The 23,218-nt window shown below is 59.0% G+C and carries 23 protein-coding genes; 12 read left to right on the plus strand and 11 right to left on the minus strand.

Annotated elements, in window-relative coordinates:
* Window positions 1-107: 107 nt before the first annotated feature.
* Window positions 108-896, minus strand: a complete 789-nt coding sequence (locus G6L97_RS24295; protein ID WP_065706093.1) for an SDR family NAD(P)-dependent oxidoreductase — start codon at window positions 894-896, stop codon at window positions 108-110.
* A 258-nt stretch (window positions 897-1,154) separates the two neighbouring features.
* On the opposite strand from G6L97_RS24295, the gene G6L97_RS24300 reads away from it, so the two are divergent.
* Together G6L97_RS24300 and G6L97_RS24305 are read left to right on the plus strand one after the other, a co-directional pair.
* Window positions 1,155-1,931 (plus strand): SDR family oxidoreductase, encoded by a 777-nt coding sequence (locus G6L97_RS24300; protein ID WP_065706094.1) that lies wholly within the window; start codon window positions 1,155-1,157, stop codon window positions 1,929-1,931.
* Window positions 1,931-2,317 carry a riboflavin kinase gene (locus G6L97_RS24305; protein WP_158006621.1) on the plus strand — a complete coding sequence of 129 codons (387 nt, stop codon included), beginning with the start codon at window positions 1,931-1,933 and terminating at the stop codon, window positions 2,315-2,317. The genes G6L97_RS24300 and G6L97_RS24305 overlap by 1 nt, the downstream gene beginning before the upstream one ends.
* A gap of 160 nt (window positions 2,318-2,477) precedes the next feature.
* On the opposite strand, the gene G6L97_RS24310 is transcribed toward G6L97_RS24305, so the two are convergent.
* From G6L97_RS24310 to G6L97_RS24345, 8 genes are all read right to left on the minus strand, one after another.
* Window positions 2,478-3,908 carry an NAD-dependent succinate-semialdehyde dehydrogenase gene (locus G6L97_RS24310; RefSeq protein WP_065706096.1) on the minus strand — a complete coding sequence of 477 codons (1,431 nt, stop codon included), beginning with the start codon at window positions 3,906-3,908 and terminating at the stop codon, window positions 2,478-2,480.
* 21 nt (window positions 3,909-3,929) lie between these two features.
* On the minus strand, window positions 3,930-4,874 hold the full coding sequence (locus G6L97_RS24315) for an ABC transporter permease (RefSeq protein WP_065706097.1): 945 nt from the start codon (window positions 4,872-4,874) through the stop codon (window positions 3,930-3,932).
* Between the two features lie 12 nt (window positions 4,875-4,886).
* Complete coding sequence (locus G6L97_RS24320) at window positions 4,887-6,404, minus strand: sugar ABC transporter ATP-binding protein (RefSeq protein WP_065706098.1); 1,518 nt, start codon at window positions 6,402-6,404, stop codon at window positions 4,887-4,889.
* Window positions 6,401-7,342, minus strand: a complete 942-nt coding sequence (locus G6L97_RS24325) for an ABC transporter permease (RefSeq protein ID WP_174004013.1) — start codon at window positions 7,340-7,342, stop codon at window positions 6,401-6,403. The genes G6L97_RS24320 and G6L97_RS24325 overlap by 4 nt, the downstream gene beginning before the upstream one ends.
* A gap of 125 nt (window positions 7,343-7,467) precedes the next feature.
* Entirely contained in the window at window positions 7,468-8,619 is a 1,152-nt protein-coding gene (locus G6L97_RS24330; RefSeq protein WP_236771464.1) for a sugar ABC transporter substrate-binding protein, read from the minus strand.
* 306 nt (window positions 8,620-8,925) lie between these two features.
* The gene (locus tag G6L97_RS24335) at window positions 8,926-10,125 is read right to left on the minus strand and encodes a CaiB/BaiF CoA transferase family protein (RefSeq protein WP_065706100.1); all 1,200 of its coding nucleotides are present in this window, start codon (window positions 10,123-10,125) and stop codon (window positions 8,926-8,928) included.
* Window positions 10,115-10,957: an FAS1-like dehydratase domain-containing protein gene (locus tag G6L97_RS24340; RefSeq protein WP_065706101.1), complete on the minus strand. Its 843-nt coding sequence runs from the start codon at window positions 10,955-10,957 to the stop codon at window positions 10,115-10,117. The genes G6L97_RS24335 and G6L97_RS24340 overlap by 11 nt, the downstream gene beginning before the upstream one ends.
* Before the next feature lie 72 nt (window positions 10,958-11,029).
* Window positions 11,030-12,112: an LLM class flavin-dependent oxidoreductase gene (locus G6L97_RS24345; RefSeq protein WP_065706102.1), complete on the minus strand. Its 1,083-nt coding sequence runs from the start codon at window positions 12,110-12,112 to the stop codon at window positions 11,030-11,032.
* A gap of 1,021 nt (window positions 12,113-13,133) precedes the next feature.
* On the opposite strand from G6L97_RS24345, the gene G6L97_RS24350 reads away from it, so the two are divergent.
* The 3 genes from G6L97_RS24350 (at window position 13,134) to G6L97_RS24360 (ending at window position 15,115) form a co-directional block, all read left to right on the plus strand.
* The gene (locus G6L97_RS24350; RefSeq protein ID WP_174004015.1) at window positions 13,134-14,372 is read left to right on the plus strand and encodes a Fic family protein; all 1,239 of its coding nucleotides are present in this window, start codon (window positions 13,134-13,136) and stop codon (window positions 14,370-14,372) included.
* A gap of 195 nt (window positions 14,373-14,567) precedes the next feature.
* On the plus strand, window positions 14,568-14,822 hold the full coding sequence (locus G6L97_RS24355) for a type II toxin-antitoxin system ParD family antitoxin (RefSeq protein ID WP_013637268.1): 255 nt from the start codon (window positions 14,568-14,570) through the stop codon (window positions 14,820-14,822).
* Complete coding sequence (locus tag G6L97_RS24360; protein ID WP_141194105.1) at window positions 14,822-15,115, plus strand: type II toxin-antitoxin system RelE/ParE family toxin; 294 nt, start codon at window positions 14,822-14,824, stop codon at window positions 15,113-15,115. Before G6L97_RS24355 ends, G6L97_RS24360 begins: the two co-directional genes overlap by 1 nt.
* 348 nt (window positions 15,116-15,463) lie before the next feature.
* Here G6L97_RS24360 and G6L97_RS24365 read toward each other — a convergent pair whose 3' ends face one another.
* Entirely contained in the window at window positions 15,464-15,895 is a 432-nt protein-coding gene (locus G6L97_RS24365) for a winged helix-turn-helix transcriptional regulator (RefSeq protein ID WP_065706103.1), read from the minus strand.
* 127 nt (window positions 15,896-16,022) lie between these two features.
* Here G6L97_RS24365 and G6L97_RS24370 point away from each other — a divergent pair, with 127 nt between their 5' ends.
* The 3 genes from G6L97_RS24370 to G6L97_RS24380 all read left to right on the plus strand — a co-directional run bounded on the left by G6L97_RS24370 (window position 16,023) and on the right by G6L97_RS24380 (window position 18,063).
* On the plus strand, window positions 16,023-16,319 hold the full coding sequence (locus G6L97_RS24370) for a YciI family protein (RefSeq protein WP_003519127.1): 297 nt from the start codon (window positions 16,023-16,025) through the stop codon (window positions 16,317-16,319).
* A gap of 69 nt (window positions 16,320-16,388) precedes the next feature.
* Complete coding sequence (locus G6L97_RS24375; RefSeq protein ID WP_174004017.1) at window positions 16,389-17,168, plus strand: SDR family NAD(P)-dependent oxidoreductase; 780 nt, start codon at window positions 16,389-16,391, stop codon at window positions 17,166-17,168.
* A 79-nt stretch (window positions 17,169-17,247) separates the two neighbouring features.
* Window positions 17,248-18,063, plus strand: a complete 816-nt coding sequence (locus G6L97_RS24380) for an oxidoreductase (protein WP_174004019.1) — start codon at window positions 17,248-17,250, stop codon at window positions 18,061-18,063.
* An 808-nt stretch (window positions 18,064-18,871) separates the two neighbouring features.
* Here the strand turns inward: G6L97_RS24380 and G6L97_RS24385 are convergent.
* On the minus strand, window positions 18,872-19,096 hold the full coding sequence (locus G6L97_RS24385; RefSeq protein WP_198927209.1) for an NAD(P)-binding domain-containing protein: 225 nt from the start codon (window positions 19,094-19,096) through the stop codon (window positions 18,872-18,874).
* A 256-nt stretch (window positions 19,097-19,352) separates the two neighbouring features.
* On the opposite strand from G6L97_RS24385, the gene G6L97_RS24390 reads away from it, so the two are divergent.
* From G6L97_RS24390 to G6L97_RS24405, 4 genes are all read left to right on the plus strand, one after another.
* Window positions 19,353-19,664: a helix-turn-helix domain-containing protein gene (locus G6L97_RS24390; RefSeq protein ID WP_038496292.1), complete on the plus strand. Its 312-nt coding sequence runs from the start codon at window positions 19,353-19,355 to the stop codon at window positions 19,662-19,664.
* Complete coding sequence (locus G6L97_RS24395) at window positions 19,657-20,910, plus strand: type II toxin-antitoxin system HipA family toxin (protein WP_174004051.1); 1,254 nt, start codon at window positions 19,657-19,659, stop codon at window positions 20,908-20,910. Before G6L97_RS24390 ends, G6L97_RS24395 begins: the two co-directional genes overlap by 8 nt.
* A 286-nt stretch (window positions 20,911-21,196) precedes the next feature.
* Window positions 21,197-21,604 (plus strand): winged helix-turn-helix transcriptional regulator, encoded by a 408-nt coding sequence (locus tag G6L97_RS24400; RefSeq protein WP_065706106.1) that lies wholly within the window; start codon window positions 21,197-21,199, stop codon window positions 21,602-21,604.
* Between the two features lie 115 nt (window positions 21,605-21,719).
* Window positions 21,720-22,787 carry an alkene reductase gene (locus G6L97_RS24405; protein ID WP_174004021.1) on the plus strand — a complete coding sequence of 356 codons (1,068 nt, stop codon included), beginning with the start codon at window positions 21,720-21,722 and terminating at the stop codon, window positions 22,785-22,787.
* The last annotated feature ends 431 nt before the right edge of the window (window positions 22,788-23,218 follow it).

Raw genomic sequence — 23,218 nt, forward strand, 5'->3', positions numbered from 1 at the left:
CTGCTGATCAAAATCCCATGCTCCGGATACGGCCCTTGCTGAACGGAAAGGCCGGCAATCGCTTGCCGGCGTTTCCGTCTTGCGATCCTTTTGCCGCGTTCCACGTCTCAGCCCAGAGAGAAGCCACCGTCGACAGCCAGCGCTTGGCCAGTCACATGCGGTGCACAGGCGAGGTAGACGACCATCTGGCCCATGTCTTCCGGAGTCTGGGCCACACCCTGGGGCAGGAACACCTTCTGGTGGCGCTCCCACGAGGCTTCCTCGCTCTCGCCTGGCTGGGCCCACTTGCTGGAAAGTCCGGTTTCTCCGCGCCACATGCCGGTTCCGACGATGCCGGGGCACAGCGCGTTGACGGTGATGCCTTCTTGCGCAACTTCCTTGGCAACTGCATTGGTGAAGCCGATGACACCGAACTTCGTTGCCGAGTAGTGCGACAGTGCCGGGAAACCTACTTTGCCGGCGATCGAGGCGGTGTTGATGATGCGGCCATATTGCTGCTTGCGCATCACCGCCACTTCCGCCTGCGTGCACAGGAAGACGCCACGCAGATTGGTGTTGATACAATCATCCCACTGTTCGACAGTCAGTTCGCCGATCCCCCCGAGACTGACGACGCCGGCATTGTTCATGGCGATATCCAGCCGGCCGAACTGTTTGACGGTAGCATCCACCATCGCCGTCACGCTTTCCGGCTCTCGAACATCCACGAGGATGGCGGCGCTGCGCCGACCAATCTGGCTGACGGAATGCGCGCCGTCTTCTGCAAGCTCCTTGGTATAATCGGCGACGACCACGTCGGCACCCGCCTGCGCAAGGCTTGTCGCGATCGCAAGACCGATCCCCCGCCCGCCGCCAGTGACCAATGCAATCCTGCCTTCCAGTGAAAATTGCGACATGTTCTCCTCCACTCGTTGTTTGTCGCCACAATTAAACTTATCGGACCACGCGCCTACGCGACGTTCAATTGACTCAACCGCAGCACCGAGCAGGCCCCCGACTGTCACACAAAGTACAATTGCGAGGCGCGCCGGGGCTTTGCAGGATGGCGTAGGGAAGAGAACGAGCATGGAGGATTGCCGATGACTTCTGATCGCTGGACGTCGGTCCGGTCACAGAGCCGCGCGTGGGCGAATAGCCGACCGGTGGCGCCTTAGATGTCGCTGGGTGCATTTTCTCCGGATTGCTTGAAAGACCGCACTGCCATCATCACCGGCGGGGCTAGCGGCGTTGGTTTCACCATCGCGCAGACGCTGGCCCAAGCGGGCGCCAATGTCGTGTTGGCGAGCCGCAAGCTGGAGCGGCTGCAGGAGGCTGCCCGGCAGATTTCGGACAGTGGCGGGCGCGCCATCGCTGTGCAAGCCGATGTTCGCCAACCTGAAACCGTGCAGGCCGCAGTCGATGTCGCCGTCGAAACCTTTGGCGGCCTCGACATCGTGATTGCCAATGCGGCCGGCAATTTTGTTGTACCCTTTGCCGAGATGTCCTTCAATGCCTGGCGCACTGTGGTGGATATCGACCTGCACGGCACATTCCATTGCGCAAAGATTGGCTATCCCCATCTGAAGGCCTCGGTCTTTGGCGGACGCTTTATCGCGATCTCGACCATGCGGGCGCTCGAAGGCTGGGCCGGCTGCGCGCATGCCGCCGCCGCCAAAGCTGGCGTCATGTCGCTGATCCGCACACTGGCGGTGGAATGGGGGCCGGATGGCATCTTGTGCAACACCATTGCGCCAGGCCCGGTGGCGGGCACCGAAGGTGTTAAACGCCTGTATGAAGAGACCGGCCAAGCGACCGATCTCCCGCTTGGCCGCCTTGGGCAGAAAGAGGATGTTGCCCAGGCAATCCTCTATCTCTGCTCGGATGCGGCACGTTTCGTGACCGGCACTGATCTGGTTGTCGATGGGGGCCGCCAGCGCGGTCAGAGAGGATGATGACGCACTCGCTTCCAATGAAGCTGCGTGGCACGGTTGCCCATGGCGACAAGCGCGGCCGAGTACTGGGCTTCCCGACCGCGAATATCAATGCTGGTATCCCGAATATGGAATTTGGCGTCTATGCGTCGGAAACCCGCATCGTGGGCGAGGGCAAGATTTGGCGCTCGGTGACCTCTTACGGAACCCGCCCAACTTTCCAAGGCGCGGACCAGCGGATCGAAACGCATATTCTCGAATTCCAGTGGGATATTTATGGCCGCGAGATCGAAGTCCGGCTTCTGGCCTTCATACGCCCAGAAATGCGGTTCACCTCTGTCGATGAGCTGATTGCAACGATGCAGCAGGATCTCGGTCTGGTTGGGGCGCTCAATCCCGCCTACTGACATGGTCAATTAACATTCGCCGATCCGCCCCAAGACCGGGGTCAATGCGTGTCCGGTCTTGGGGCGTCTTATGTTTTCGGGAAATCCAGGGCGATAAAAAGCCCGACCGAGGTCCCGGGCGGGCTGTTGCGTCTGTTGCGCCGTCACGCTGGAGCGCGGGTCAAATCATCGCCGAGACCAACAACGGCGAGGTGTAGGCCTCCAAACCCTCGACCCCGCCTTCCGAGCCGAAGCCGCTATCGAGTATGCCGCCGAATGGGGTTTCCGGCAGGCCGAGCGAGAAATGGTTGATGCCAAGCATCCCGGCGCGCACTGTGCGGGAGATCTTTGCTGCCGTATGTACATTCGAGGTGAAGGCAAAGGAGGCGAGACCGACCGGCATGCGGTTTGCTTCGGCAAGCGCTTCATCGATCGAGCCCATTCGTGCGACCAGTGCCAGCGGACCGAAGGGTTCGTCATTCATCGCCAGAAGGCTGGAATTCGCCTCTGCCACCACCGTCGGGCTGTGGAAGTTACCGGTGTTGCCTATCGCATCGCCGCCGGTCACGATCCTCGCACCCTTGGCCCGCGCATCGGCCACCATGGAGGAAATCACGTTACGCTGGCCGCGGGTGCAGAGCGGCCCCATTAGTGTCCCGTCCTCGAGCCCATGGCCTACGGTGACCTTAGCGGCGGCAGCTCCGAGACCTTCGACGAATTCGTCATAGATGGCATTCTCAACAAGGAACCGCGTCGGCGAAACGCAAACCTGACCGGCATTGCGGAACTTCCACTGGGCGGCCAGCGGTATCAGCTTTGACATGTCGGCATCGTCGGCGACGATCACTGGCGCATGACCGCCAAGTTCCATTGTGACTTTCTTCAGGTGTTCGCCGGCGAGCGCTGCAACGATGCGCCCGACGCGGGTTGAGCCGGTGAGGCTAACCTTGCGGATTTCCGGCGACTTGATCAGCGCTTCGGAAATCAGAGAGGAACTGCCCCACAGCACGCTGATGGCCCGCGGCGGCAGGCCGGCTTCCAGCAGGCACATGGCGATGTGCCAGGTGGTGACGGGGGTGACTTCCGAGGGCTTGGCAACGACCGAGCAGCCGGCAGCAAGCGCCGGAGCGATCTTCTGCATCATGCCCCAGGCGGGGAAATTCCAAGGCGCGAGAGCGGCGACGGGGCCGGCGGGCTTGCGCATGACACGCAGATCCGCTTCCGCCACGCGGCCGGTGACGATGCGCCCGTAAGACCGGCGGCCCTCTTCTGCAAACCAGTCGAGCAGGTCGGCGGAGCCGGCCCATTCGAGCCGCGACTGGGCAATCGGCTTGCCCTGTTCCAGCGTCAGGCAACGGGCGGCTTCGTCGGTCCGCCCTCGCATCAGGTCTGCTGCGCGGCGCAGGATCTTCGAACGCTCATAGGGCGAGACGGCAGACCATTCGGCAAAGCCATCCAGCGCGGCCTGCGTCGCCTGCGTCACTTCCGCAAGGCCGGCCTTCGGCAGGACGGCCAGCACTTCGTCGGTGGCAGGATCGGTGAGTTCCAGGACGCCTTCGCTGCCCTTGGTGCGAGTTTCCCCGCCGATGATCAATGTAGCTTCTGAAATCATGATGGGTTTCTTTCTTCTGAATTACTTGACGATGCCGATCTTGGTGCGATCGATGGTTAGTGCCACGGCGATGAGAATGACGATGCCGAAGGCCACGTCCTGGCTTTCCGGCGGCAGGCCGGAAATGGTCACGCCGACGCGGATGAGGATGGCGATCAGCCCACCAACGAGGCTGGAGAGCACTCCTCCGACACCGCCGGAAATGGCCGTTCCACCGACAACAACGCCGACAAGCGCCGGCAGCAGCAGACTGTTGGCGACGGTGGCGCTGGCAAACATCGTTTGCGAAATCATAATCACGCCGGCCAGTGCCGCACAGGCCGCCGATGCGGCGAAGGCCAGACTGCGCACGACATCGCGCCGGACTCCGGAAATATAGACGGCCATCTCATTGGCGCCGAAGGCATAGATGTTGCGGCCAAGATTGGTGAATTGTAGCACCGAGGTGAGGATTCCGGCGACCATGACCGTCAGGATGAATGAGTTGGAGATGCCGAAGCTGCGCCCCCCGAGCAGATCATAGATCGCCATGCCGGGGGAGATGCCCACCATGTTGGCACCCGTCATGAACATGGCGATTCCCTTGAAGATGCCGAGCGCGCCGAGCGAGATGACGAAGGAGGGAACCTGAAGCCGGCCGATGAGATAGCCCTGCAGGCCACCGATCACTGCGCCGCCGGCGACCACCACGAAGGCGCTGGCCGAGCCGAGGCTTGGCGACAACAGGGCTGCGGTGACCGCCGCCAGCGAGGCCATGCCGGCAATCGACAGGTCGAGGCAGCCGAGCAGGATCGGGAGAGTGGTGCCGATGATGAGGATCAGCAGTGGTGCATTGTCCATCAGTAGGGAGTTGATCGCCCGCCAGCGCAGGATGCCCGGCGCCGCCGTTGATACCGCAATCATTATCAGAACGAGCACCACCAGCGATCCATGCCGACGCAAGAGTTTGAACCCTGTATCTTTCATGTCTTCCTCCCCTTACACCATCGCCTTTACAAGCTCTTCTTCAGACGGTGGCGCAGCCTGCACGCCATCAATCCGGGCACTCACACGCCCGTCTTTCATCACGATAATGGCATCCGACAGCGTCAGCACCTCGTCGAGCGTATCGCCCACCAGTAGGATCGCCAGTCCTTCCTCGGCCAGCTCTTGGATCACGGAGAACAGGTCTGAGCGTGCGCCGGGATCGAGACCGCGGGTTGGATGATCGAGCATGAGAACCTTCAGCGTCTTGCCAAATAACCACTTGGACAGAACGACTTTCTGCTGGTTGCCGCCCGACAGATTATCGATCCGGTGACCGATCGAGGGGGTCTTGATGGCGAGCTTCGACACCCAGCCTTCGATCAAGCCCCGCTCTTTGGCGCGGGAAATCAGGCCTGCGCCATGGCCATGTTGCCAGCCATAGGTGATTGCCACATTCTCGGAGACCGAGGTGTTGCGGATCATTCCTTCAGTCTTGCGCTCGGCTGGCAGATAGCCGATGCCCTTGTCGACTGCCTCGGCCGGGCTGTCGATCTTCAGCGGCGCCCCGAAATAGCGGATCTCACCGGTGAATTTGTCGGCCATGCCGAAGATGGTGCGCAGGACTGTCTCCGCGCCGGAACCTTGCACCCCGATCAGACCGAGGATTTCGCCGGGTGCGAGCTTAAGGCTGACATCCGCGATCGCACCCGGCACCGAGACATTCGTCAACGTGAGAGCAGGCTCGGCCCCGATATGCGACCGCCTTGCCTTACGATCGGTGCGGTTTACCCGTTGCTTGCCAACCATCAGTTCGTAGAGCTCATCGACATCGACACCGGCCTTTTCGCGGTCGGCTACATTACGGCCGTCGCTCATGACATAGACGCGGTCCGAAATATCGAGGATTTCATCCATACGGTGCGAAACGAATACCACCGAGGAGCGGTGCTTGATGCGGCGAATCTGGCGGAACAGCGCCTGGATTTCCGGCGGATTCAGGACGGCGGTCGGCTCGTCGAACAGGATGACGAGATGGCCGCGCACCAGTTCTTCGAGCGACAGGACCTTGGCAAGCTCCACCATCTGGCGCTGGCCGAAGCTGAGTTCGGAAACCGGTGTAAAGGGATCGAGATCCAGCTCGACCTTATCGAGCTGATATTTCGCACGGTCGCGCAAGTTGTTCCAGCGATAGACGCCGAGACGGGTCGAGCCCGCCGGCTTGTCGAGAAACAGATTTTCGGCGACCGTCAGAGAGGTTATCAACGACTGTTCCTGATGGACGAGGCCAATGCCGACGCTTGCCGCATCGAGCGGAGAACGTAGCTGGACGGTGCGTCCAGCAACCTGGACTATGCCGGTGTCGGGGCGGTGGAGGCCGGCCATCACCTTCATGATGGTTGACTTGCCAGAGCCGTTCTGCCCGATAAGGCCGAGAACCTCACCTTCGTTAAGACAGAGGCTGACATCGTCGAGCGCTGTGACTTCGCCAAAGCGTTTGCTGATGTGTTCCAAAGAAAATGCAGCTGTCATTTGATGACCCTGATCTTGCGTCGCAGGTGCCAGGTCGACACTGCCACGGCCACAATGATAACGGCGCCTTCCAGCGCGCTTTGGAGAAGGGGATCGACACCGACCTGAATCAGCCCATTGCGGAGAGTGACGAGGATCAACACCCCGATCATCGACTGCGGGATACCGCCATGCCCGCCTGACAGCAGTGTTCCGCCGAGAACGCAGGCTGCAATCGAGGGAAACAACAGGCCGATGCCCGATTGCGGATTGCCGACGCCCATGCGGGCCCCTAGCAGGATGCCGGCCAGCGCATAGCAACTCCCGGCCAATGCAAAAGCTGCAATCTTGTGACGGTTGACCTTGATGCCGGACATGATCAGCACCGGTTCGTTCTCGCCGATGGCCCGACTCATCCGGCCGAAGCGGGTATGGCGTTCCACAAGCGTGGTGAGAATGATCAGTGCAAATGTCAGATAGACGATCCAGCTTAAGCCGCCGAGTTTGCTGATTGCTATCGTGGTGATGCGCGCATCGAGGATCTGCGGCAGGCGATCCGGGAAAAAGAGGGCAGCGAGGCCAACCGTTGTCAGCCACATGCCCAACGTTACGATGAGCGAGGGCATGCGCAGGTAAATGGAGATTGCACCGCTGGTGGCGCCGATTAGGAAACCGACGGTCAGCACGAGCGGAATGGCGAAAAGACCGATATCCGTGCTCGTCACCGAGTTGGCGACGGTGATGGACAGAACGATATTGGCAAGCGCGGCTATTCCCTCGACCGAGAGATCGATCGACGCCTGCATCAGCACGAAGGTCAGGCCAATGGCGACGATCGCCGGAATGGCGGCGGCTTCCAAAACGGCAGCCAGATTGAGCCAGGATGCAAAGCTGTCCGTAACGATGGAGAAAAGGATCACCAGCCCGATCAGTGCCAGCAAGGGGCCTTGTGATTTCATCAAGTTCGACATCTGCGACTTACGCCTTATCGAATGCGGTGTGGGGAGTTCGAAAGGCTCTCCTGGTGTAGAGGAGAGCCTTTCACCGAGTGCGTCTGACGGTGCCCGTCACACAACGACGTCGCTTAGTTGACGCCTGCCGGGATCTGGCCGGCAGATTTGGCCCAGAAATCAGCTTTGATCTTTTCATAGGTATAGTCGGCCGGGTCCGGCTTGCGGGCCAGGAAATCGCTCGCATTCTCCTTGGTGATCAGGATTTCCTGCACGAAGAAGTCCCGCTGGGCTTCCGAGAGATCGGCGAGCTTGATGTCACCGACGCGGGCGCCGTAGGCGAGAGCCGCAGCGACAGCGCCCTGATATTCGTTCAGGCCGCTCATCGTGGAGAGGATTTCGCCGGATTCGATCAGTTTAACGACATCGCTCGAGCCATCGGTGCCGGTCACCGGGATCTTGCCGACAAGGCCAGCTTCGCGAAGCGCCGCCACTGCGCCGAGCGCCATGGCATCATTCTGGCCGAAGACGCCCTTGATCTTGTCGCCATACTTGGTCAGCCAGGTGCGCATGATGTCCTGAGCGGCAGCCTGCTGCCAGTTGGCAACCTGTTCGTCGAGCACCGTCATGCCCGGGCATTCGGCGATGGCCTTGGCAAGACCCATCGAGCGCTGCTTGGCCGGCGCGTTGTCTGGAACGCCCTTGAGCACGACGATGGCGCCTTCACCGTCGATCGCTTTGCACATGGCCATCCCGTTCTGGTAGCCAGCGTCGACACCATCGAAAGAGATGTTGGCAACCCAGGCTTCGGCTGCTGTATCCCAAGGGTGAATTTCTTCCGCACGGTTCCACAGCGTTGTGATGAAGCCGCCTGCGTCGCCGATACGCTCGACGAAGGTCTTGGTGAAGGCGGGGGAATCCGGGAACCAGGTGAAGATGCAGCCTTCGCAGCCTGGTGCGACGATAGCGCCAATGTTCTGCAGTGACTTCTGCGGATCGAAGTCGTTGCTGATCACTTTGACATCGCCGCCCACCGACTTCATGACCTGGGTCGCTCCCCATATCATCTGGGTCCAGTATTCTGCGCTGGTGTTGCCGACCCCGAGATAGAGCTTCTTGGACGTGTCTTCCTGAGCAATAGCGGCGGTGCTGATCGTAGCGAGCAGTATCGCCGTGAGGCCCAGGCCCGCAAGTTTCTTGAGTATCATGTCGTTTCCTCCCCCAAAATGATAATCGTGCGATGCCTCTTGCGGCGTCACCGCCTTGGCAAGAAGCGCGGAAGTCATTGCTGCCTTGTCCGATCGATGCTTGACACAACTGCCCTCCGCTCCGCCGATGCTCGGCTTGCCTCCGGCGGTTGTTGCCTCTCTCCCCTGGAGCTTTCAGCTCTCCCGCCCCTGATGCTGCGTGAACAGACCCCTTTTGCCCACTGCCCCATCGGCGGCACGTGGGCCCGAAGCGCTTGTCTCAGACGTGACACTTAGTTGTCTTCGGCTATGGTGGCGCGACCTGAACGACGTAGAAGTATGGAAAGCATCGGCTCTCCGCGTTCCTCCGCCCTTGTAAGACCGTCTGTCGTTCGGTGGATCGGTTCAACGACTGATCGCTGCCCCTTCGTGCACCAGTGCACCCGCCTCGTCCGGAGTGAAACCGAGGTCGCTGAGTACGTCTGCGGTATGCCAGCCACGCGGTGCCGCAGGTTCTCGAGGGGGCAGGGGGGCGTCATTGATGCGGATCGAGCCGCGAATGACGGCAACCCGTCCTTCCGTCGGGTGTTCCTCCTGCGTGATCAGCGACACCGCGGTCAGATGCGGATCTTTGCTCAAGCTCTCGATTGAATGGATTGGCATGACAGCGATGTCGGCGGCGCGGAAGATCGTCAGCCAAGCCTCCGAAGTCTTATCCGTGAGCGGCGCGCCACGAATCTCGAACCATTCCGCAACATTGACGGCGCGGGCGGCGACGCTCGAAAATCGCGGATCGTCGGCGATGCTCTCCCGGCCGGTCGCGGTGAGGAAGGCGCGGACCTGCCGATCGGTGTTGATTGTGATGGAGAGGTAGCCATCCTGCGTCTTGACCGGCTGGTTATGCGGGCTTAGCAGCCGCTGGTCGCCATATGGACCGGCCGGCGGATCGAAGCTCTGCGCCGCTAGGTGCTCCTGCAGTACCATGGTCGACATGGTCTCGAACATCGGCACCTCGAGGGTAACGCCCTCGCCGGTGCGCAGGCGGTTCAAGACGGCGGCCATGATAGCTCCGGCGGCGATTTCGCCCACCACGTGATCACAGATCAGCAGCGGCACATAGCCCGGCACGCCATCGCGAGCGAGCGCCAGGCCCGGCAGCCCGACGGCGCCCTGAACCACGCTGTCATAGGTCGGGAAACCGGCATAGGGGCCATTGGAACCATAGCCGGTCAGCAGGCAATAGATCTTCTGCGGATGCTCGGCGCGCAGGGTCTCCGGATCGAGCCCCAGCCGCTTCAGTGCGGAGGGCCGCATATTGGCGACGATGACATCGGCCCAGCCTATCAGCCGCTGCATGACCTTGGCGGCGCCGGGCGATTTCAGGTTGAGGCAGATGTTTCGCTTGCCCCGATTAAGATGGAGATAGGCGCCGGCATGCTCGCCGGTTGGCGACAGGCCGCCGAGCCCGCGCATCAGATCGCCTTCAGGGCTTTCGACTTTGATGATCTCGGCACCGTACTGGCCGAGACGCCAGGTGGCTGCCGGCCCGACCACGACCGATGTCAGATCAAGGATACGTGTGCCGTTCAGGGGTTCATAGCGCATGGAATGTCATCACCAATTCTGCTGCAAGGGTTCCGTCGCTATCAAAAAGCGACATGGTCGCTCCGGTCTCGGTGAGGGTCGGTAAGGCGATCGTCATCGGCCGATTGACGTAGAGCGGGGCGAGATGGCGGGCCGACAGTGTCTTCAGCACCTTCCCGTGCCCGGTCCGCACATGTTCGGTGGCGAGCAGGGTCGCCAGACCGCCATTTACCACCAGGTCCGGATGGCCTTCGACGCGCGTTGCATAGTCCCTATCGAAATGGATCCTGTGGGTGTTGAAGCCGAGGGCAGAATATTGAAACAGCATGACGTCATCCGGAGTGACGACCTTGCCGAGACCGATCGCCGGCGCCCCAGCCGGGGCCGGTTTCGGCGGCTCGGATTTGCGGGTGGGAAGGGCAGCCAGATAGTAGGTCTGCGTCTCGCCAATCGCGTTTGAGACGGCGTCTCGGTCGGAGAAATTGTGCTCGATTTTAACGATTGAAAGCGGACCGTCGCGTCCGGTCTTGTCGGTGATGCTCTCAATCCGGCTCGTGCGCCGAAGCGCCGCGCCAAGCAGGATTGGGCCGTAGAAGGCGGTGGTGCGCTGGCCAAGCAGCAGGCGCGCGCGGTCCATCTGCGGCATCGGAATGCCGAGCCCCGGGAACCCGTCTTTGCGCAGTGCATGGCGGGGGGTTTCTCCGGCCAGCATGGCAAAATGCCAGCCGTGCGGAAGCGGATCGCCGGCGTTCAGGCTCTGCGGATTGATATCTAGCATCGCGGCGACGCGTCTGGCCTGTGCGAGCGTCAGGATATCCACTGTTTCCACGACGGGAAGCGTATCAGGGGACATGCGTTGTCCTTTCCCTAATGAAGGGCTCGCAGGAAACGCGCCGGCAGCCCGAAAGCTGCCGGCGCGTTTTGCTTACTTGATCAGGTGGCGGATTTCGGCGAGGCGGCGCATGGAGATCTGTTCCCGCTCCAGGTTGGCGCCCGAACCATCGGTCATCGCCATCAGTAGCGTGCCAAACGGACCGGACTGGGCGCGCAGATCATTGATCTTCTCGGTCACGGTTTCCTTGGAACCCCAGATCACCGACGAGCGAATGATTTCCTCTACCGTGATATCTTCGTCCTTCATGTCCTGGTTCGGTTTGGCAACGGTGGTGTAATCTGCAGCCAGAAGAACCTTCCACATGTAGTCGTAGTAATACTGGCTGGAGCCCTTCGGATCCATCATCCAGTCTTCAGCTTGCGCGTCACTTTCACCGATGATGATGTTGCGTGCAACTGTCCAGTCTTCACCTGTTGGCTCGCGGCCGACGGCGTTGCAGCCGGCGACATACTGCTTCCAATGGCCGTAGACAGTTTCATGCGGGGTGAAATTCGCAGTGATCGGAACCCAACCCTTTCGGGCAGCCAGCGCGACCGTCGGGCTGTCCGGCGACATCGAGGAGATGTGGATCGGCGGGTGCGGCAACTGGTAGGGCTTGCTCATGGAGCCGATGCCCAGTTCTGGATAGATAGAGTTCTTGATCTGGACGTTCCAGTACTTGCCCTTGATGTCATAAGGAGGGTCGGTCCTCCAGATTTCCAGCACGATCCGCAGGTGTTCAGCGACCATTTCGTTGCGCACGGCATGGTCTTCATGCTCAAACACCTCTAGGTCGGATGCCAAGCCGCCCGGTCCAATGCCGAAGACGAAACGGCCCTGCGACATGTGGTCAAGCATCGCGACTTCGTTGGCGACGATGACAGGATGATGCTGCGGTAGGCCCATGACGCCGGTGGCAAACTTGATGTTTTTGGTTTGGTTAATCAGGCTGGCGAAGAAGATCAGCGGAGATGCGATCTGTTCGGTCGTGCACGAATAGTGTTCGCCCATATAGGCGATATCGAAGCCAAGCTGGTCAGCAAGAATGATCTTGTCCTGATTTTCCTTGATGACTTCGCCGACCGTGCGGTGTGGCGGATGCAGCGGCATCGCGAATGTTCCAAGTTTGACCATTTGAGTGTCTCCTCCATTGTATCACCCGCGGCATGGCGCCCAAGGTTTAATCTTCTGTTGCATCGGAAATCGCCAATCGTGTCCGGGTATGGCGCGCTGATGACCGCTGGCTCACAAGGAGAGCCAAGGTGCGAAATCTCCTTCCGTAAAGGTGCAGCAACCCTTTCAAATTCTTGTGCAGTTCCCAATGGGCGTGCAGCGCTCCGGTTCTCCCCTGGCTGCTCGTCCAAATTAAAACTCTCCGAATTGGCGGGCTTTGACTACCGCTTCAAGCGTGTCGCGGGTTAGCGATCCGTCTGTCTCACAAGCAACAACGGAAATGGGAAATGGGAGAAATTGCCTAAAAATTGAGCGAATATCCGTCAGGGTATCCTTCACTGCTTGTCAACAGGCGCAGGAGGGGGGAATGTGTCGCAACTTTTAAGCCATCAAGTCTCTGCGCAGATCTGCTGGAGATCAAAACTCCAAAAAAACATTCCTGAACAATGGCATGGGCCCTGCGACAATGCGTCGGCACACAGGTGTCACAGATGTGTCGCTTGTCGCGGGCTATGACCGGTGCTCAGTCTGACTGTTAGCAGACCGGGAGAATTCGACACAAAGGTTATGTCAAACTGCGGCGTCCCGGCGGGCGCCGCACAGAACACTGTACAACAAGACACAATCTCGAATAGTTCCATAATAACGCCTTACGCCACTGGCCGCTTTCACCGCTCTAAAGCGAGCGCGTTATCAAGTGCTTAGGAAATCCGAGGCGTTGGTCGAAGGTTCGAGTCCCTTCAAGGCGGGTAGACTAATATGAACATCGCAGTGGAAAGGCCAGAAGTTCGCAAAGATTTGCCAGGGAAGACTAACCGAGTGTCATTGCCCGAGTTCTTTTTGGTGATTGGGTGGGTCATGTCTTGATGACGGGGCTATAGTACTCACGACAACATCGGCCAAAAGATCGGCCAAATGTGATGGTAAATCGACAAAAATCCCATATATATAAATGATATAAGGAAACTGGATATCGGCCAAAATGACTGTCGAAGAAGCATCTACCCGCATCGAACCGGCGCGTATCAAGCATCCCAGTGGCGAACTGCTGGACCTTTCGCTTGAGATTGTCGCTAGGGCCGAACGACTTGGCCGGGCTCTCCATCCTGAAACCGCAGCCCAACTGGCCCGCACCGTCAGGATCATGAACACCTACTATAGTAATCTGATCGAAGGCCACAACACCCGGCCACGTGAGATCGAGCAGGCCCTGCAGGGAATTAAGCCCGAGGACGATCGGCGCGACCTCAAGATCGAAGCCGTCGCCCACTATCGTGTTCAGCAGGAGATCGACGAGCGAGAGGCGGCAGGGATGTTGCCTGATCCTGCATCGATAGAATTCATCCGCTATCTTCACCGCGCCTTTTATGATGGCGCAACAGTAAAGATGCTGACGATTGTCGGTAACCACCACAGCTTTGTTATGACGCCCGGCGAATGGCGGCGAGGGGAGGAGCAGGACGTCGAGGTCGGCAGACATTTGCCTCCCGCGAGCGATCGCGTGCCCGATTTCATGGCCTACTTCCATCAGCGGTTCGCCTTCCAGCCGGCTCCAGGAGAAGCGATGATGGCAGTTGGGAGCAGCCGTAGCGCCCGCCTTTTTGCGATGGCGACCGCGCATCACCGTTTCAACTACATCCATCCGTTTCCAGACGGCAACGGCCGAGTTAGCCGTTTGATGAGTCATGCGATGGCACAAGCGGCCGGAGTGGGAGCTCATGGTCTCTGGTCAGTTTCCCGCGGCTTGGCTCGAGGCCTGGCGGGGGGGCCTGAAGGACGCGCCGAATATAAGCAGCATATGGCTTGGGCAGACGAGCCACGTCAGGGCGACCGCGATGGACGGGGCAACCTGTCGCTCAAGGGACTGGAACTGTTCACCAGTTGGTTTCTGCGCGTGTGTCTCGATCAGCTCGAATACATGGACAGCCTGTTTGACCTCAAAACACTAGGGGGACGCCTCAAGCGTTATGTCTATCGTCAGGAAACTTTGCCTGACGAGTGCGCGCCCTTACTTCAGGAAGCCCTTGTGCGCGGAGAATTTGAGCGGGGAGAGGCTTCGCGTATCACTGGCCTGCCAGATCGATCGGCGCGGCGCGTTCTAAAGGCGCTGACGGATGAGGGCCTGCTTGCGTCGGTTACCGAAAAGGGGCCTGTGTCGCTGCGCTTTCCAGTCCAAGCGCTCGATACCCTTTTCCCTCGTCTCTATCCCGAGGACGTATGACTATTTCGTGTACTGGCGGACCCCTCACTGCTGCCTGAGAAGCGTCCAGAGGAGGATTAATGATACGCCAAATAGCAGCTTAGCCGAATTAAGGGTGCAGCGTTCGGTTCCCATCAAGAGCTGTAATTGCGACCTCATCATTAGTTTGACAAACTTTGCCATCAGCGAGTATGTTGAGACATTAAGGAGACTCGAATGGCGACGATGAATGTATCCCTGCCAGACCCCATGAAAGATTGGGTTGAAGCACAGGCCAAGACTGGTCGATACTCGAATGCGAGCGATTATGTCCGGGACCTGATCCGCAGAGACCAAGCGCGTACGGATAAGATTGCCGAGATGCAGCGATTTGTCGACGACGGGATCAGAAGCGGAGTTGGGAGCCGTTCAACGGAAGAGTTGTTTGCTTTAGCCACTTCTCGAGCTGACATCAGCCGCGGACGCGCTTAATGCCATTTAGCCTATCTGTCCAAGCGGAAGAGGATATTATTTCCATTGCAGAAGAATGCATCCGCATCTTCGGAGCACTAGTCGCCAGACAATATCACGATGAGCTTTTTGCCTTGCTCGAGCTCATCGCCACCAACCCAAGAATGGCACGCGAACGCCACGAGATTTCTCCTCCTGTCAGGATCCATCCTTTCAAGGCTCACCTTGTCGTGTACCGCATCATTGAAGACGGGAGCGTATTCGTCATCCGCATACGGCACGGCCATGAAGATTGGGCGGGAAATTCTTTCTAACCAACCACTTCGCCGAATTTATAACATATTGGTCGTAAGTGCGAATCTCATCAAGGCGTCGGAACCGGAAATGGCCATTACGCGGAAATAATTTCCGCTTCCGGCGGGTGCACGGGTTCACATCCTGTCGCACGACAGTTTACCGGACGACCATCTTTATTACTCAACAGCGAAGTCGGTCGACACCGAGACGGTGCGCTATTCGGAGAGAATGGCAGGGCTTCTGTCGGTCGCAGTCCTCGTGTCCACGATACTGCTCTCGACCGACGTACTTGTGAGGGCCGCCGTGCGCTCAAGCAAGCGGTGACATGCGGAAGCACCAAGTGAAAAGATCGCCATACATCGACGTCAGCCAGGCATCACGATCTTGATGGGACGCGTCCCGATGGGTTCGCCCGTGGTTCTATCGATCATCACCGGCTCGATTTCCGTGCCCAAGTCTTCATCGAAGAAGCGGGTGAACTCGCCACCGCCGCGATGCTTTCCGCCCCAGGCCGCGAGCGCGAAAAGGACCGGGAGAAAGTCCCGCCCTGCATCGGTGAGGACATACTCGTCGCGAGGTGGGCGTTCCGAGTAGCGGCGCTTTTCGAGAAGTCCTTCTTCCGTCATGGTAGCCAAACGTGTCGCCAGCGGTGTCGGCGCAATTCCGAGGTTTTTGCGAAACTCGTCGAACCGCGTGGACCCGGCGTGGGCGTCGCGCATGATCAGCATGCTCCATGCATCGCCTACGAGAGCAAGGCTCCGGGCAATGAGGCATGGCTGGTCCGAAAGATTTTTCATGTGAATCTCATTTTGGTAGTGACTTACTCTTAAAATGATAGTAACCCTTTATCCATCGACATTCCAGCGTAAATTTCTGTTGGCCGTCGAAAACAGCCGGTGCCCAATCCCCATCAGGAAGACGACGATGAAGTTCTATCTCTGCAAATACATACCCCCGCGCCCGGATTTCCTCGCCACGATGACGACCGACGAAAAGACCTGGATGGGCCAGCACGGCACTTATCTCGACAGGCTTCTCGGGGAAGGTAAAATCGTGGCGCACGGGCCTGTCATGGACCCCGCTGGCGGTTACGGCGTCTCGCTTTATCAGATTGAAGACGACGAAAATATCGAGGCGCTGACCTCGCTTGACCCGATCGTGCAAAACGGCGCTGGCCACTACGAGCATTATCCCATGCTTCACATCAAGCATCGCGGCTGAGCCCGCAAACCCCTTGTCTCCTCATGCCACCAATTATCGGCCGTCACGCGACCGACGGAAGGAACCTCTATGACCATCGCACTCATTACCGGAGCGTCCAGCGGTATCGGCGCCGTCTACGCACGACGGCTAGCCGCTCGGGGACACGACCTCGTTCTCGTCGCCCGGGCGACCGATCGCCTCGAAACGCTGGCCGCCGAACTTCGCCAGGCATATGGCATCACCGTCGAGAACATCACGGCCGACCTTACAGACCCGACGCAACTCGGCACGGTCGCCGGACGCCTGAAGGCAGAGCCGTCTATCGACATTCTCGTCAACAACGCCGGGGCAGGATTGCTCGGCGGATTCACGTTGGCCGATCCTGCGGCGATGGAAACACTGCTTCGTCTCAACGTCGTCGCTCCGACGCTACTGGCTTCCGCGGTAATCGCGGGGATGGTGGAGCGGGGGAGCGGGTCGATCGTCAATATCGCCTCGGTGCTGGCGCTTTTACCCGAATATTCCCACGGCATCTATGCCGCCACCAAGTCCTATGTGCTGACCATGTCGCAGAGCCTAGCCGCAGAAGTCTCTTCCAAGGGCGTATACGTCCAGGCTGTTCTGCCCGCCGCGACACGTACGGAAATCTTCGAGCGGGCAGGAGGTGACATCAACCGTGTCCAGAACCTGATGGAAGTGGAAGACCTCGTCGACGCGGCGCTGATCGGGTTTGACCGGAAGGAGCTGGTGACGATCCCGCCCGTGCCCGACGTCGCCGCATGGGATGCCTTCGAGCAGGCGCGTGGCGTCTTGGCCGCAGGCTTTAGCAACTCCGAACCCGCCGCGCGATACCGCTCCAACTCATGACACTTCGACCTCGCGGGGACCCCTTGCAACTCCCGCGCCATCAACACCGCCCTGTATCGGGCGAACGAAAGGAATTGAAATGAACACGAACAATCGTAGCGTCGCCGTCGTCACTGGCGCGGCATCCGGGATCGGTCTTGCCGCGGCCAAGGCTCTGGTGTCGGCCGGCTACCAGGTCTTTGGAACAAGTCGGAAGGCGAGGACGGGGACGGTCGCGGGGATCACGATGCTTGAATGCGACGTGACCGACAGCGCTTCGGTGGCTGCAATGGTCGCCGAAGTCGTCAGCCGCACTGGCCGTATCGACATCTTCGTTAACAACGCGGGCGCGGCCCTCATCGGTGGCGCCGAGGAATCATCCGTTGAACAGGCGCAGGCTATTTTCGATCTCAACGTCTTCGGGATCGTCCGGACGACTAACGAGGTCCTACCGATCATGCGCAGGCAGCGTAGCGGGCGCATCATAAACATCAGTTCGGTGGTTGGCTTCATTCCCAGTCCGTTCAGCGCGCTTTACACCGCCACGAAACATGCCGTCGAGGGTTACTCGGAGTCTCTCGATCACGAAGTCAGATCGCTCGGTATCAGGGTCCTCCTGGTCGAGCCTGCCTTTACGAACACGGCGCTTGACCACAACGCGAAACAGCCCGACCGCATGACGAGCGTCTACGATGCGGGCCGCAAGACAACGGAAGCCGTGTGGAACAGTGCCATCAAGGCAGGCGATGCGCCGGAGCTTGTCGCGGAAGCCGTCGTGAAGGCGGCGACAGTAAAGTCGCCGAAGTTGCGCTACCCCGCCACCAAGGCGGCGCGGCAACTGCATTTCCTGCGACGCTTCGTACCCGCAAGCGCGTTCGACAAGAGCCTGCGCAAGCAGATGAAGCTGCCTGCCTGACGACGGTGGCACTCGGGAAGACGCCTCCTGACGATGGAAACGTCTTCAACTCAGCGACGATAGTGGATATCCGAGGGCGTTGTGGGCAGCGAGATCTGTCGGTTGATCCATGGCTATCGGCGGAACTGGGCCGGGTTGCTATGAGCGAAGCCGCATAAGCAGAAGTTGATGGAGCGTTTTCGCCGGGGTAGTCGGTCCCGCCTTCCGCGATGCGGCGCTTCTCTAATCGGCGGGTTGAGGTCAAGCGCTTTCGCGCTTACTTAAAGCGAAACGAGTTCGAGCAAAGTCCAATTTCGCCCATAGCGGACAATGAGTGCACCTAACATTTTCACTCCGAAGGTCGCGAATTCAAGTGGCGGCCCCTTCGTTGAGCCGCCCCTTGTTGGGCTAACGCCTCCACGACCCCTCTGGGAGTTCCTTATCCCGTTCCTCCGCAGCGAGTGCCGCAATGACACCGTCCTTATCGAGCGGGATGCAGTAAGCGGGCTTGGCCCGCTCAAAACGCCAGCTATCAGCGAGGGGGCCGACGTCTACAGTATCGAACCCGAACTCCGCTTGTAGGGTGGTCACAATCACCTTGTTGGCGGCATCGTCACCCCCAATCGGCAAGGCACACTTAGCTCTGTTTGGAAGTGCAACAGGATCGAGGAGGTCGTTCTCCAGAATGGCCTTGAACGCCTTGATGATCGTCGACCCTTGGAATTGGTTTGCGATCGGTTGCGACGTTTTCGTCTCGCGCTGGTCGAGCGCATCGATACTTCCATCCCTATCCGGGTAGTACTTGTTCGCATCGATGACAATCTTGCCATCAAGGAACTGCGGTGCAAGCTGCGAACGGCACTGTGAGAACCATCACATCGCTGGACGAGGGCACGTCGGATACAACAGCGGCCTGACAACCAATTTCGGCCGCTGCCTCGCGCAGGGGTTCTGGTCCGCGCGAATTGTTGAGCGTCGCGGTATGTCCGTTCGCGACTGCAAGCCGGGCCAGTGCCTTACTGATGTGCTCGGCCCCGATGAAGCCAATCCTCATGCCTTGTCTTCCTGCTAGGCAGGCATGTTGCCAGGCGGATAGGAGCGGACTTTTAAAGAAGGGTGTATTGCGGGGGTGCTTCCAGTTTCGGTGCCCAGATTGCCTAACGTCCTATCGGTAGAGGAAACAAAATTGATCTGTAAGAAGATCTTTTAGTCTGATATGATCCCTATTAGCGGCATTTAGTTTGACTGAGCAGATGCTGTGAGATACGTAAACATATCATGCTGAGAAAGATGAATTGTTAAGGTATCATATGAAGTCGGATTCGGAGGCTCTTCAGGACATAGGGCGGCTGCTCAAGACGTCGCGCAAGACTTTGGGCCTCACCCAGGAGCAGCTTGCGGATATGGCGGGTATATCGCGACCGCGGTACCGCGAGATTGAGGCTGGAGCCAGCGCTGCCCGTACGACCACTCTGATCAACATTGGTCGTGCGCTTGGTCTGGAACTGATGCTCATCCCTCAAGCGATGGTCCCGGCGGTTGAAGCTTTACTGCAGCCAGGTGGCGCCGAAGATGACCTTCCTGCTTTCGTCGCCAGTCCTGATGGTGATGGCAATGTCTGATGCGCCTCTTGATCCAAGATCTATAACCTCACTGGACGTGCTGCTGAATGACCTGAAGGTCGGTATGATCGTGAGGACGCCGGGAGACTTCAACGCGTTCAGCTTTGAGGAGAGCTATCGACAGACGGGTGGTTTCCCAGTGCTCAGTTTGTCATTTCGCGCGGCACATGGGGGTTTGCGGAAGGACCCGAAGCCTGTCGCAAGGGCTTTGCCATCGTTCTTTGCGAACCTTCTTCCAGAGGATAAACTGCGCGAGGCGATGGAGAGGCACCATTCAGGCAGCGTGCGAGCAGGAAATGATTTCGATTTGCTTGCGGCACTCGGATCGGATCTGCCGGGGGCTGTCCGAATTGTGCCGAGCGAAGGCAGCGTTGTTTGTAATGAGGGTTTGACACCCCCGAGACCAAAGGCCCGGTTTTCGCTCGCCGGCGTGCAAATGAAACTCTCCGTCATCAAAAACACAGGCAAGGGCGGCGGTCTGACGATCCCCTTAGGCGACGAGCAGGGTTCATATATCGCCAAGTTTCCATCGACATCATTTCCCAGTGTCTCGGAAAACGAATTTGCAAATCTTGCATTGGCCGAAGCGATTGGTATGGACGTGCCGGAACGCGAGCTCGTGGAACAATCGCAGTTCGAGGGTATCCCGGAGGAGTTTGAGACACTGTCCGACGGCAAAGTCCTCCTCGTCAAACGTTTCGATCGCGTTGCCGGTGGTGAACGCATCCATATCGAAGATTTCGCACAGGTATTCGGCGTCTATCCGTCTCGAAAATATGAGGGGGCCTCATATCATGATATCGCTGTGGCTATTGGGGTCGCCGTTTCTTCAGCGGCAGCCCTCGAGTTCGTCCGACGACTGGCTTTGGCAGTCCTGACAGGAAATGGCGACATGCACCTCAAGAATTGGTCGCTGATTTATTATGGGAAGGGCAACAAGCCGGCACTCGCCCCAGTCTATGATGTGCTCTCGACAGTCCCTTACATTCCGTCGGATGCCATGGCACTGTCGCTGGCCGGTGAAAGGCCGTTCAAGGCAATGAACGCCCAGCGATGGAAAGTCTTCGCGCATCGTGCGCGACTGCCTGAAGCTGCTGTGCTGAAGGCTGTTACGGAGACCGTCGAGCGCGTCAACCAGTCTTGGTGGTCTCTGCCTGAACGAGCTGTTCTACCCGATAGAGTGTTGGAGCGGATTGATGCCCACATCAAGCTGATGTCGCCGATCCTCGGCACGTGCGCGAATTAGCAATTGGTGTTTTAGCGTAACTCGTTAGCAGTTTCATTGCCCACCAAAACCGATAGGGTCGCTGGTTCGAATCCGTTCAAGAGCACGATGCTGGCAGCGCGGTTTTGATGGCCCACTCGCGGCCCGCACGCAATGGTCGCTTCACACCCCACATCCGGTCATTTTGAGTCTGCTGCATTCGGCTGAAGTTTGTGTTGAGGGAGCGCCTCGGGAAATACAAGTATACATGGGCTACCTGTGCGCATAAAGATATCGACATGAATGGATTGTGAAGGTGCGTATCGTCATGGAATTAGATCCGATTTGCTTCTCCTCGGACTGCCCCAGCAGGACACTCTTCGATCAGATCGCCGATAAATGGTCCATGATGGTTCTGGCGGTGCTGTCGGACGGACCTCATAGGTTCAACCTCATCCGTAAGCGCCTGGAGGGCGTGAGCCAGAAGGCTCTGACGCAGTGTCTCCGCAAACTGGAGCGCAACGGCCTCATCACTCGACGCATCGTGTCCGTATCGCCGGTGGCTGTGGAGTATGAGATCACAAAGCTGGGCCAAACACTGCAAAAGCCGTTCGGCGAGCTTCACCGGTGGACGCTGGACAAGCTGCCGGAGGTCAATGCGGCGCGAGAAGCCTTCGACGCCCGACGATCAGATGACGGTTTCAGCGGTATTCAGCTGGGAAAACGCGCTGATTGAGCCCAACCAAGACGGCGACCAGGTATCCTCAGGCCTACCAAGGCGATTTAAGGTGCCTGATTGACGGCAAGTCTACAACGTATACCTAGGCGTCCAGATCAACTGGAGCGTCAAAATGACTGAGTTAAAATTGCTGACCCCGCTGAAGACCGAGATGTTCGAATTCAAGAACCGCGTCTTCATGGCCCCGATGACAAGAGCGCGGTCACCAGACCATGTGGCGAACGAGCTCACCGCAACCTACTACGCCCAACGCGCCACCGCTGGCCTGATCATCTCAGAGGGGACTCAGATCAGCGAGCAGGCGATCGGCTGGACGAATACGCCGGGAATCCACACGGCCGAGCAGATCGAGGGATGGCGAAAGGTCACCCGGGCCGTGCACAACGCCGGGGGCCTCATCTTCGCCCAACTCTGGCATACCGGCCGCGCTTCTCATCCAGACTTCCATGGCGGAGCCTTGCCTGTCGCGCCTTCGGCAGTGTCCTTCAATAGCCAGGCCTTCACGCCCGAGGGGCCAAAGCCGACCGTCACCCCCCGGGCTCTCACCCTCGACGAGATCCACAGTACGATTCTGGATTACGAGGCCGCCGCGCGTGCGGCCAAGGCCGCTGGTTTCGATGGGGTTGAGGTGCATGGCGCCAACGGCTATCTGCCGGCCCAATTCCTCGAGGACGGTTCCAACAAGAGAACGGACGCCTATGGCGGCCCTGTCGAAAACCGCGCCCGCTTCCTGCTCGAAGCAACCGACGCCGCAATCCGGGTATTTGGGGCTTCCCGTGTTTCGGTCAGGCTCTCGCCCCGGATACCCTACAACGACATGGGCGATAGCGACCTAGAGGGCACCTATATGTTCGCCGTCGAAGCTCTCGAAACGAGGAAGGTGGGCATTCTTCACTTCATGCAGTCGGCGCAGCTTCCCGAGGGTCTCAAGCTGCTGGCGCCCGAGGCGAGAAAGCGGTTCTCCGGCTTGTTTGTCGTAAACGTTGGATATGACCGAGAAAGTGGCGAGCGGGCGATAGCAAGCAATCTGGCGGACGCGGTGACGTTCGGAACTCTCTTCATTAGCAACCCGGACCTGCCCGAACGCTTCCGTCAAAATGCCGCATTGGCGCCGTCCGACCCGTCCAGCTACTACGTGGGCGACGAGCGAGGCTATACCGACTACCCACCCCTCGGCTGAAGCATGTCAGGCTAGGCTTCATCTGCTGTCCCGTCGCTCACTCCATTACGGACAGAGTGGCGGGATCGTCGTGAGAGCAGTTCCTGATGGGTCTAGATCGTAACGAGCGGCTGCGAAGTAGTTCAACCGTTCCTGGGCGATAGAGGTGGAGGATGGGGCGATGGCAGCCCGGAGGCCATGAATGGTTCGCTCGACGTTTTTTGCAAGTGCGCCCTCAGTTTGGGCAAGGCCATTTCAGTGACCATCGACGCCGATGCCGCAATGGCCGAACTCGACAAGGCAGCAGATCCTTCGATGTTCGCTCTAGCCTTTGATACCCCAACATCAGACAGCCCCGCACGACACCCTTCCCGACATTCCAAGTGGGCCAGGTACTTGATCTGGCGCGGTTATCTGCGAGTTTGCATTTGAAGTAGTGGCAGGTCGACGGC

Origin of the sequence: Agrobacterium tumefaciens, from assembly GCF_013318015.2 — a bacterium.
GTDB lineage: Bacteria > Pseudomonadota > Alphaproteobacteria > Rhizobiales > Rhizobiaceae > Agrobacterium > Agrobacterium tumefaciens.

What these genes read in the sequence shown, in the direction of transcription:
- G6L97_RS24335 (WP_065706100.1), bottom strand. Translation starts at nt 10,125, where the DNA reads ATGCGCTATGAACCCCTGAACGGCACACGTATCCTTGATCTGACATCG.
- G6L97_RS24350 (WP_174004015.1), top strand. Translation starts at nt 13,134, where the DNA reads ATGACTGTCGAAGAAGCATCTACCCGCATCGAACCGGCGCGTATCAAG.
- G6L97_RS24345 (WP_065706102.1), bottom strand. Translation starts at nt 12,112, where the DNA reads ATGGTCAAACTTGGAACATTCGCGATGCCGCTGCATCCGCCACACCGC.
- G6L97_RS24385 (WP_198927209.1), bottom strand. Translation starts at nt 19,096, where the DNA reads ATGAGGATTGGCTTCATCGGGGCCGAGCACATCAGTAAGGCACTGGCC.
- G6L97_RS24360 (WP_141194105.1), top strand. Translation starts at nt 14,822, where the DNA reads ATGCCATTTAGCCTATCTGTCCAAGCGGAAGAGGATATTATTTCCATT.
- G6L97_RS24390 (WP_038496292.1), top strand. Translation starts at nt 19,353, where the DNA reads ATGAAGTCGGATTCGGAGGCTCTTCAGGACATAGGGCGGCTGCTCAAG.
- G6L97_RS24300 (WP_065706094.1), top strand. Translation starts at nt 1,155, where the DNA reads ATGTCGCTGGGTGCATTTTCTCCGGATTGCTTGAAAGACCGCACTGCC.
- G6L97_RS24320 (WP_065706098.1), bottom strand. Translation starts at nt 6,404, where the DNA reads ATGACAGCTGCATTTTCTTTGGAACACATCAGCAAACGCTTTGGCGAA.
- G6L97_RS24325 (WP_174004013.1), bottom strand. Translation starts at nt 7,342, where the DNA reads ATGAAATCACAAGGCCCCTTGCTGGCACTGATCGGGCTGGTGATCCTT.
- G6L97_RS24365 (WP_065706103.1), bottom strand. Translation starts at nt 15,895, where the DNA reads ATGAAAAATCTTTCGGACCAGCCATGCCTCATTGCCCGGAGCCTTGCT.
- G6L97_RS24405 (WP_174004021.1), top strand. Translation starts at nt 21,720, where the DNA reads ATGACTGAGTTAAAATTGCTGACCCCGCTGAAGACCGAGATGTTCGAA.
- G6L97_RS24400 (WP_065706106.1), top strand. Translation starts at nt 21,197, where the DNA reads ATGGAATTAGATCCGATTTGCTTCTCCTCGGACTGCCCCAGCAGGACA.
- G6L97_RS24315 (WP_065706097.1), bottom strand. Translation starts at nt 4,874, where the DNA reads ATGAAAGATACAGGGTTCAAACTCTTGCGTCGGCATGGATCGCTGGTG.
- G6L97_RS24380 (WP_174004019.1), top strand. Translation starts at nt 17,248, where the DNA reads ATGAACACGAACAATCGTAGCGTCGCCGTCGTCACTGGCGCGGCATCC.
- G6L97_RS24375 (WP_174004017.1), top strand. Translation starts at nt 16,389, where the DNA reads ATGACCATCGCACTCATTACCGGAGCGTCCAGCGGTATCGGCGCCGTC.
- G6L97_RS24310 (WP_065706096.1), bottom strand. Translation starts at nt 3,908, where the DNA reads ATGATTTCAGAAGCTACATTGATCATCGGCGGGGAAACTCGCACCAAG.
- G6L97_RS24395 (WP_174004051.1), top strand. Translation starts at nt 19,657, where the DNA reads ATGTCTGATGCGCCTCTTGATCCAAGATCTATAACCTCACTGGACGTG.
- G6L97_RS24370 (WP_003519127.1), top strand. Translation starts at nt 16,023, where the DNA reads ATGAAGTTCTATCTCTGCAAATACATACCCCCGCGCCCGGATTTCCTC.
- G6L97_RS24305 (WP_158006621.1), top strand. Translation starts at nt 1,931, where the DNA reads ATGACGCACTCGCTTCCAATGAAGCTGCGTGGCACGGTTGCCCATGGC.
- G6L97_RS24340 (WP_065706101.1), bottom strand. Translation starts at nt 10,957, where the DNA reads ATGTCCCCTGATACGCTTCCCGTCGTGGAAACAGTGGATATCCTGACG.
- G6L97_RS24295 (WP_065706093.1), bottom strand. Translation starts at nt 896, where the DNA reads ATGTCGCAATTTTCACTGGAAGGCAGGATTGCATTGGTCACTGGCGGC.
- G6L97_RS24330 (WP_236771464.1), bottom strand. Translation starts at nt 8,619, where the DNA reads ATGACTTCCGCGCTTCTTGCCAAGGCGGTGACGCCGCAAGAGGCATCG.
- G6L97_RS24355 (WP_013637268.1), top strand. Translation starts at nt 14,568, where the DNA reads ATGGCGACGATGAATGTATCCCTGCCAGACCCCATGAAAGATTGGGTT.